Annotated in this window: 2 protein-coding genes; both read left to right on the forward strand. The window is 74.6% G+C overall.

The window, feature by feature from the left end; genetic code table 11:
- The coding region (locus tag ACZ52J_RS42500) for a type I polyketide synthase (RefSeq protein WP_465626786.1) at positions 1-2,027 on the forward strand (2,027 nt) is incomplete at its 5' end.
- A 47-nt stretch (positions 2,028-2,074) separates the two neighbouring features.
- Positions 2,075-8,479, forward strand: a 6,405-nt coding sequence (locus ACZ52J_RS42505; protein WP_465626787.1) for a type I polyketide synthase, incomplete at its 3' end; no start/stop codon positions are given.

Genomic DNA, 8,479 nt, shown 5'->3' on the forward strand with positions numbered 1-8,479 from the left:
GGGAGTTGCGGGTCAGGATCTCCGCTGTGGGGGCCGAGGCGGTCTCGCTCGCGGTGGCCGATGCCTCCGGTGCGCCGGTCGCGACGGTCGACTCCCTGGTGCTGCGGGCGTTCTCCCCGGAGCAGCTCGCCGCGCAGGGCGGCCATGATGCGCTCTTCCGTCCGGAGTGGACTCCTGTCTCGCTGCCGGTGTCGGCGCCCGACGGTGTGATCGGTGTCCTGGGCGGGGACGGCCTGGGCCTGGCCGGCGCGATCGCCTTCGCGGACCTGGCGGACATCGCCGAGACCGGTGTCGTTCCCGACATCCTGGTCGTAGCCCTCCCCGCCGCGGAGGACCCCGCGGCGGCAGCCGCCACCCACGCGGCCGTCCGGGACGTGCTCGCCCTGGTACAGGAATGGCTGGCGGCGGACGCGTTCGCCGACTCCCGCCTGGTCGTGGTGACCCGGAAGTCGGCCGGCGCGGGCGCGGGTGACCTTCCCGCCGCGGCTGTCCGGGGCCTGCTGCGGTCGGCCCAGTCCGAGCACCCGGGCCGGATCACGGTGGTCGACCTGGACGGTGACCCCGCCTCGCAGCGGGCCCTGTCCTACGCACTCGGCAGCGACGAACCGCAGCTGGCGCTCCGCGCGGGCAGCGCCGCCGCCCTGCGCCTGCTGCGCGTCACCGAGACCGGCGCGCCGGGCACGGACGCCACGGACGCCCTCGGCGGCGGCACGGTCCTGCTGACGGGAGCCACTGGTGCGCTCGGCCGACAGGTCGCCCGTCACCTGGTGGCGGAGTGCGGCGTCCGTCGTCTGCTGCTGGTCTCCCGTCGCGGCGAAGCCGCCCCGGGGGCAGGGGAGTTGGCGGCCGACCTGGCCGGTCTCGGCGCCGAGACGGCGTTCGCCGCCTGCGACGCGGCCGACCGCGACGCGCTGGCACGGCTGTTGGACGGCACGGACCTGACGGCGGTGGTCCACATCGCCGGAGTCCTGGACGACGGCATCGTCTCGTCCCTGACCCCCGAGCGGCTGGCCGCCGTGCTGCGCCCGAAGGTGGATGCGGCCTGGAACCTGCACGAGCTGACGAAGGACCGTCCGCTCGCCGCGTTCGTGCTGTTCTCCTCCGCGGCCGGTGTGTTCGGGGCGGCCGGCCAGGCCAACTACGCGGCTGCGAACAGCTTCCTCGACGCCCTCGCCGAGCACCGGCACGCCGCGGGTCTCCCGGCGGCCTCGCTCGCCTGGGGCCTGTGGGCGGACGACGGCGGCATGGCGGACACCCTGGCCGGCGCCGACGTCGAGCGGATGGCCCGGGGCGGGGTGTCCGCGCTGTCGGTTGCCGAGGGTCTGGCCCTGCTGGACACGGCCATCACCCTGCCGCACCACCCGGTGCTGGTACCCGCCCGGCTCGACCTGGCCACCGTGCGGGCCGCGGCCGCGCAGGGCGGCCAGGTGCCGGCCCTGCTGCGATCCCTCGTGCAGCCGCCCGTCCGCCGCGCCGCGAGGGCGGCCGAGGCCGATCCGGCCGCGGACCTGCGCCGACGGCTCGCCGGGCAGTCGGCGCAGAACCGGGAGCGGATCCTGCTGGACGTGGTCTGCGGCCAGGTCGCCGCCGTCCTCGGCTACGCGGGCGCGGCCGCCGTCCAGCCCGGCCACGCGTTCCGCGAACTCGGCTTCGACTCGCTGACCGCCGTCGAACTGCGCAACCGCCTCACCGCGGTCACCGGCCTGCGGCTGCCCGCGACGCTGATCTTCGACCACCCGAGCCCCGCCGACCTGGTCGCCCACCTGTCCGCCGCCGTCCCGCAGGACGGGGACCCGGCCGGTCCCGGCGTCTTCGCCGAACTCGACCGCCTCGCCGAGGCCCTGGTACGTACCCCGACCGACGCGGAGACCGGCACGCGGGTCACCCTCCGCCTCCAGGCCCTGCTCACACAGTGGCGGGACGCCATCGGCGGCGCGGCCGACCCCGTCGACGACCACCGCGACCTCGACACGGCGACCGACGACGAGCTCTTCGACCTGCTCGACGACGAGCTCGAGACCTCCTGACCCGGGCGCCACCCCCTTCTCTTTGCCGCAAGGAGCGGACGGACATGCTGAACGAGGACAAGCTGCGCGACTACCTCAAGCGCGCCACCGCCGACCTGCGCAATGCCCGGCGGAGGCTTCGGGACATGGAGGAGCGCGACCGCGAGCCGATCGCGATCGTCGGCATGGCCTGCCGCTACCCCGGCGGGGTGGCCTCGCCCGAGGACCTGTGGCAGCTGGTGGCCACCGGGACGGACGCCATCGGCGGCTTCCCCGCCGATCGCGGCTGGGACGCCGACGCGCTGATCGACGACGACCCGGACGCGCACGGCACCAGCTACGTCAACCAGGGCGGCTTCCTCTACGAGGCCAGCTCGTTCGACCCGGCGTTCTTCGGGATCTCGCCGCGCGAGGCGCTGGCCATGGACCCGCAGCAGCGGCTGCTGCTGGAGACCTCCTGGGAGGCGTTCGAGCGGGCCGGCATCGACCCGCGCACGCTCAAGGGCAGCCGCACCGGCGTGTTCGCCGGCCTGATGTACCACGAGTACGCCAGCCGGCTGGGTGCCGTGCCCGAGGGCGTCGAGGGCCATCTCGGCACGGGCAGCTTCGGCAGCGTCGCCTCGGGCCGCGTCTCGTACACCTTCGGGCTGGAGGGGCCGGCGGTCACCGTCGACACGGCTTGTTCGTCCTCGCTGGTGGCACTCCACCTGGCTGTCCAGGCGCTGCGCAGCGGCGAGTGCACCATGGCGCTGGCGGGCGGGGTGACGGTGATGGCCACCCCCGGCACCTTCGTCGAGTTCAGCCGCCAGCGCGGCCTGGCCACCGACGGCCGTTGCAAGGCGTTCTCCGATGACGCGGACGGCACCGGCTGGGGCGAGGGCGTCGGCATGGTGCTGGTCGAGCGGCTCTCCGACGCCCGGCGCAACGGGCACCCGGTGCTGGCGGTGGTCCGCGGGTCGGCGATCAACCAGGACGGTGCGTCGAACGGCCTGACGGCGCCGAACGGTCCCTCCCAGCAGCGGGTCATCCGCCAGGCCCTGGCCGGCGCCGCCCTGACGCCCGCCCAGGTCGACGTGGTGGAGGCGCACGGGACGGGGACGACCCTGGGCGACCCGATCGAGGCACAGGCACTGCTCGCCACGTACGGCCAGGAGCGTCCGGCCGACCGGCCGCTCCTGCTGGGTTCGTTGAAGTCGAACATCGGTCACACCCAGGCCGCCGCCGGGGTGGGCGGCGTCATCAAGATGGTGATGGCGATCCGAGAGGGTGTCCTGCCGCAGACCCTGCACGTCACCGAGCCCTCCACACACGTGGACTGGTCGGAGGGTGCGGTGGAGCTGCTGACGGAGCAGCGGGAGTGGCCGGGGACGGGGGAGCCGCGTCGTGCGGGTGTGTCCTCGTTCGGCTTCAGTGGGACGAACGCGCATGTGATCATCGAGCAGGCTCCGGCGGACGGGCCGGTGGAGGCGGACGAGGTCGTCGTCGGGTCTCCGGTGGTGGGTGGCTCGGTGGTGCCGTGGCTGGTGTCGGGCCGGAGTGAGGAGGCGCTGCGCGGGCAGGCGGCGCGGCTGCGGGCTTTCGCGGGACGGGAGCCGGATGTGTCGGGTGCCGGTCTGGCGCTGGCGAGCGGGCGCGCGGCCCTGGAGCACCGGGCCGTGGTCCTCGGAGCCGACCTCCCCGAACTCGTCTCCGGACTGACGGCGATGGCCGACGGTGGCGTGAGCGCCGGTGTCGTGCAGGGCGCTGCGGGTGCACCCGGGAAGGTGGCGTTCGTCTTCCCGGGTCAGGGTTCGCAGTGGGCCGCGATGGCGGTGGAGCTGTTGGAGTCGTCGTCGGTGTTCGCTGGGCGGATGGCGGAGTGCGGGGCGGCGTTGGCGCCGTTCGTGGATGGCTGGTCGCTGCTGGAGGTGGTTCGCGGCGTCGAGGGTGATGCGTGGATGGATCGGGTGGACGTTGTCCAGCCGGTGTTGTGGGCGGTGATGGTGTCCCTCGCGGAGGTGTGGCGTGCGTCCGGTGTGGAGCCGGGTGTGGTGGTCGGTCATTCGCAGGGTGAGATCGCTGCCGCGGTGGTGGCGGGTGCGTTGTCGTTGGAGGACGGTGCCCGGGTGGTGGCGTTGCGCAGCCGGGCGATCGCGGGTGGTCTGGCGGGTCTGGGTGGCATGGTCTCGGTGGCGTTGCCGGTGGAGGAGGTGCGTGAGCGTCTCGGTGACGGGGATCGGGTGTCGGTCGCGGCGGTGAACGGTCCGTCGGCGGTGGTGGTGTCCGGTGAGCCGGGCGCTCTGGAGGAGTTGTTGGCCTTGTGTGAGGTGGACGGCGTTCGTGCCCGTCGTGTCCCGGTGGACTACGCCTCGCATTCCGCGCAGGTGGAGTCGATCCGTGCCGAGCTGTTGGAGGTCCTTGCGGAGGTCCGTCCGCGGGCGGGCTCGGTGCCGGTGTTCTCGACGGTGACCGGTGGGCTGGTCGACGGTTCCGCCATGGATGCCGAGTACTGGTACACCAACCTCCGTACCACCGTCCGGTTCGCCGAGGCGGTCGACGCCCTCCTCGCCGACGGCTACGGCACCTTCGTCGAGGTGAGCGCCCATCCGGTGCTGGCGATGGCGGTGCAGGACACCGCCGAGGCGGCCGGGCACGACGCGGTGACCGTGGGCACGCTGCGCCGCGGCGAGGGCGGCCCGCGCCGGGTGCTGGCCTCGCTGGCCGAGGCGTGGGTGCGCGGCGTGGCCGTCGACTGGCGGGCCGCCGCCTTCGCCGGCACCACCGCCGTCCCGCCGCTCGCACTCCCCACCTACGCCTTCCAGCGTGCGCACTACTGGCTGGACGCGCCCAGCGCGGCATCCGACCAGGGGAACCCGACCGGGGTCGACCCCGTCGAGGCCGAGTTCTGGGCCGCCGTCGAGAACGAGGACCTCGGCGTCCTCGCAGGCTCGCTCGACCTGGACGCCGACGCGCCGCTGAGCGCCGTCCTGCCCGCCCTGTCGACCTGGCGGCGGCAGCGCCGTGAGCAGTCGACCGTGGATGGCTGGCGCTACCGCATCACCTGGCAGCCCCTCACCGATCTGCCCGCACCGCTGCTCTCCGGCACCTGGGCGGTCATCGCGACGGAGGACGACCGGGACCGCGCCGACGACCTCGCCCACGGCCTCGAACGACGCGGCGCCGACGTCACCGTGCTCACCGTCGGCGAAAACGATCTCGACCGCACCACACTGGCCGCCCGGCTGGCCGCGGAGCTCCCCGACGGCGCCTCCCCGGCCGGCCTGCTCTCCCTGCTCGGCACGGTCGAGGACCGCTGCTCCGCGCACCCGTCGGTGCCGTTCGGCCTGGCGGGCTCCGTTCTGCTGCTCCAGGCGCTGGCCGACGCCGGGATCGAGGCGCCGGTGTGGACGGCCACTCGCGGCGCCGTCGCGGTCGACCGGGCCGAGCGCCTGACCGGTCCCGCGCAGTCCCTGGTCTGGGGCCTGGGCCGGGTCGCCGCCCTGGAGGACGCCCCCCGCTGGGGTGGCCTGGTCGACCTGCCGGAGCTGCTGGACGACCGGGCCATGGACCGGCTGGCCGGGGTGCTGGCCGGTACGGGCGGTGAGGACCAGGTCGCGATCAGGGCCTCCGGTGTGCTGGTGCGCCGCCTGGTGCACGCCCCGGTCGGCCCGGTGGCGGGGGAGGGCTGGCGGCCGTCCGGCACGGTGCTGGTCACCGGCGGCACCGGCGCCCTGGGTGCCCACGTCGCCCGCTGGCTCGCCCGCAACGGCGCCGAGCACCTGCTGCTCACCAGCCGGCGCGGCCAGGAGGCCGACGGCTCCGCCGAACTCGCCGCCGAACTCACCGGCCTCGGTGCCGCCGCCGACATCGTCTCCTGCGACGTCGCCGACCGCACCGCGCTCGAAGCCCTGCTGGCCGGGATCCCCGCCGAGCGTCCGCTGACCGCCGTGATGCACACCGCGGCCGTGCTGGACGACGGCGTGATCCAGGCGCTCACCACCGACCAGCTGGAGCGGGTGCTGCGGGTCAAGGTCGACTCCGCGCTGCACCTGCACGAGCTGACCCGGGAGCTGGACCTCTCCGCGTTCGTCCTCTTCTCCTCCTTCGCCGCCACGTTCGGTGCCCCCGGCCAGGGCAACTACGCCCCCGGGAACGCCTTCTTGGACGCGCTCGCCGCCCAGCGGCGGGCCGACGGCCTGCCCGCCACCTCCGTCGCCTGGGGACCCTGGGGCGAGGGCGGCATGGCCGAGGGCGGCGTCGGCGACCGGATGCGCCGCCACGGCATCCTGGAGATGGCGCCGGACCTGGCCGTCTCCGCCCTGCAGCACGCACTGGACCGGGGCGACACCGAACTGACCGTCACCGACATCGACTGGCAGCGCTTCACCCTCGCCTTCACCTCGGGCCGGGTCCGCCCGCTGCTGTCCGCCATCCCCGAGGCCGCCCGGGTGCTGGAGGGCGTCCGCGCCGCTACCGAGGAGCAGCACTCCACCAACGGCGCACTCGCCGTCCGGCTCGCGGGTGTCGCCCCGGCCGAGCGGGAGCGCATCCTGCTCGACCTGGTGGCCTCGCACATCGCCGCCGCACTCGGCTTCCCCGGGCCGGAGGCCGTCGACACCGGCCGGGCGTTCAAGGAGCTCGGCTTCGACTCGCTGACCGCCGTCGAACTGCGCAACCGCCTCGGTGCCGCGGCCGGCCTGCGGCTGCCCGCCACCCTCGTCTACGACCACCCCACCGCCCTCGCGCTCGCCCGCCACCTCGGCGAGGAGCTCTCCGGGACGGTCGCCGACGCGACGGGACCGGCGGTGGCGAGCGTCGCCCACGACGAGCCGATCGCCATCGTCGGCATGAGCTGCCGCTTCCCCGGCGGCGTGGACTCACCGGAGGCGCTCTGGCAGCTGCTGGCCGCCGGAGGTGACGCCCTGTCGGGGTTCCCGACCGACCGGGGCTGGGACCTGGACGCGGTGTTCGACGCCGACCCCGACGCGAAGGGCACCTCGTACATCCGCGAGGGCGGCTTCCTGCACGACGCCAGCCGCTTCGACGCCGGGTTCTTCGGGATCTCGCCGCGCGAGGCACTGGCCATGGACCCGCAGCAGCGGCTGCTGCTGGAGACCTCCTGGGAGGCGTTCGAGCGGGCCGGCATCGACCCGCACGCACTGCGGGGTAGCCGTACCGGTGTCTTCGCAGGCACCAACGGCGGCGACTACCTGGGCCTGCTCGCCGGCGCCGCGCAGTCGGCCGAGGGCCATGTCGCGACCGGCACCGCCGCGAGCGTGGTCTCTGGCCGGGTCTCCTACCTGTTCGGCCTCGAAGGCCCGGCGATGACCGTCGACACCGCCTGCTCGGCCTCGCTGGTGGCGCTCCACCTGGCCGTCCAGTCGCTGCGTAACGGCGAGTGCGAACTCGCGCTGGCGGGCGGTGTCACGGTGATGTCCACCCCCGGCACCTTCATCGAGTTCAGCCGCCAGCAGGGCCTGGCCGCCGACGGCCGCTGCAAGCCGTTCTCGGCCGCGGCCGACGGCTTCACCCCCTCCGAGGGCGTCGGCATGGTGCTGGTCGAGCGGCTCTCCGACGCCCGGCGCAACGGGCACCCGGTGCTGGCGGTGGTCCGCGGGTCGGCGATCAACCAGGACGGTGCGTCGAACGGCCTGACGGCGCCGAACGGTCCCTCCCAGCAGCGGGTCATCCGCCAGGCCCTGGCCAACGCCGGTCTGGCCCCCGGCCAGGTCGACGCCGTGGAGGCGCACGGGACGGGGACGCGCTTGGGCGACCCGATCGAGGCGCAGGCCCTGCTCGCCACGTACGGTCAGGGCCGGCCCGAGGACCGCCCGCTGCTGCTCGGCTCGGTGAAGTCCAACCTCGGCCACGCGCAGGCCGCCGCCGGCCTCGCCGGCGTGATCAAGATGGTCGAGGCGCTGCGCCGCGGCATCCTGCCGCAGAGCATCCACCTGGACGAGCCGTCGCCCCACGTGGACTGGTCGGCAGGCGCCGTCGAGCTGCTGACGGAGCAGCGGGAGTGGCCGGGGACGGGGGAGCCGCGTCGTGCGGGTGTGTCCTCGTTCGGCTTCAGTGGGACGAACGCGCATGTGATCATCGAGCAGGCTCCGGCGGACGGGCCGGTGGAGGCGGACGAGGTCGTCGTCGGGTCTCCGGTGGTGGGTGGCTCGGTGGTGCCGTGGCTGGTGTCGGGCCGGAGTGAGGAGGCGCTGCGCGGGCAGGCGGCGCGGCTGCGGGCTTTCGCGGGACGGGAGCCGGATGTGCCGGGTGCCGGTCTGGCGCTGGCGAGCGGGCGCGCGGCCCTGGAGCACCGGGCCGTGGTCCTCGGAGCCGACCTCCCCGAACTCGCCTCCGGACTGGCCGACCTGACCTCCGGCGCGGCGGGCACCGGCGTGGTCAGGGGCGTGAGCGGTTCGGCGGGCCGGGTGGCGTTCGTCTTCCCGGGTCAGGGTTCGCAGTGGGCCGCGATGGCGGTGGAGCTGTTGGAGTCGTCG

This window comes from Kitasatospora sp. NPDC034035, assembly GCF_055575755.1.